The following is a 1,475-nucleotide window of genomic DNA, read 5'->3' as shown; positions in this document are numbered from 1 at the left end:
GGCTCTCTGTCAAATCGTGTTGATAGAAGTCAACTATAATTTAATAATTGGATTAAGCATCAAGCTGCTATGTACCAGCTTGATGCTTTTTCTTTGATAATGGCACCTTTTTCTTCTAACTGAATTCTAGTTATCAAATGAGTAAAATTAGCGTAGCCATAAGCAGTACGCTCAATTTGTTTAATCTTGCGGTTTGTACCTTCAAGACAGCCGTTAGATTCATCAAACTTAGCAGCGTTGAGAATATCATGAAGATTTCGTTTGAAAGTATTCAACGTGGTATGCATCATGTTGCCAACGTGATCTTTGCTTTTGATTAAATTCTTGAGCTTATCGGTATCTCTGTCTCTTAAAGCTTTACTGATATCTTGCATAAGATTGTAGGTGTTCTCAAGCTCGGGACTTAGTCTGAGTCCATCAGCTACAACTTGTTCCTGAGTCAGAGTATCCTTTAGCCTTGGTTGATGGTACGGCTTTACTTTTTCAAGATCCTCAAATGGTTTGAGATACAGTTTCCAATAATATTTAAGCAGGTTATATTCTTTGGTGCCTTTCTTGTGCTTCTTCATTTCTTGAATACGGCAAGAATTAAAAGAACGATTGAGCATTTGAACGATATGGAAACGGTCAAGAATTACTTGAGCATTAGGAAAAAGCTCCTTAGCCATGATGTCATAGTAGTAATTAAGATCCATAGTTACAGTTTTGACCTTGTTTCTTACCGTAAGAGGAAAACGTTTGAAGTAGTTGATGATATCTTTCTTAAGTCTGGTAGGCAGCACTTTAACTATTTTATGAGTATGACCATCAATAGCGATAAAGTGCAGCTGTCTGCCAACGCCTCTGAATTCATCAAAGGCTAAGTATTCTGGCAGCCAATCGGTATCTTCAACGGTAGAGTAACCGTATCGCTCCAATACGCGCTGTACAGTGTTGGTTGAGGTCGAAGTTTGTCTGGCAATGCTTTTCATGGACCAATCTTCAGTTAGAGAACCAATAATTTTACGTTTAGTGGCGTTAGAGATACAGCAGTATTTTTCTACTAATTCCGTTTCAGCCATTGAATTCATATGACAATCGCGACAAATAACTCGCTGCTTGGCTACTCTGATAAAGACAGGCAAGCTAGCATCTAAAGCAGGATAGCGCACATTAGAATATAAATGACCATTGTGGACGATATTAGTTGAGCCACAATTAAGACATTGATCTAGATGAGCTACTGCATGGTAAAACTTTGCATCGCGATTACGATACTTTCCAATTGAAATATCCAAGAATTCTAACAGTGGGTCTTTAATATTCAGAGAAAATTTAATACAATCATTGTATGAGGACATAAGCAAAACACCTTAATTTCTAAAGAGTGGTATCAAAGGATTTTATGTAGTGAGGCTTATGCCTCTTTTTTTCTACCAAAAAATCCCATTGATAGAATATCATAGAAATCTATCAACAGGATTTATCATAGAGCC

The 1,475-nt window shown here is 37.0% G+C and carries 1 protein-coding gene; it reads right to left on the bottom strand.

Going from position 1 to position 1,475, the window contains the following annotated elements:
* Window positions 1-59 precede the first annotated feature (59 nt).
* A complete protein-coding gene (locus JEM49_RS07045) occupies window positions 60-1,340 on the bottom strand; it encodes an ISL3 family transposase (protein ID WP_201874363.1) in 1,281 nt (426 codons plus the stop codon).
* Between the last annotated feature and the right edge of the window lie 135 nt (window positions 1,341-1,475).

The organism is Lactobacillus sp. A27 (genome assembly GCF_016742815.1).
Lineage (GTDB): Bacteria > Bacillota > Bacilli > Lactobacillales > Lactobacillaceae > Lactobacillus > Lactobacillus gallinarum.
The sequence above is the reverse complement of the archived record's forward strand: the minus strand, read 5'-3'. Positions and strand labels throughout refer to the sequence as shown.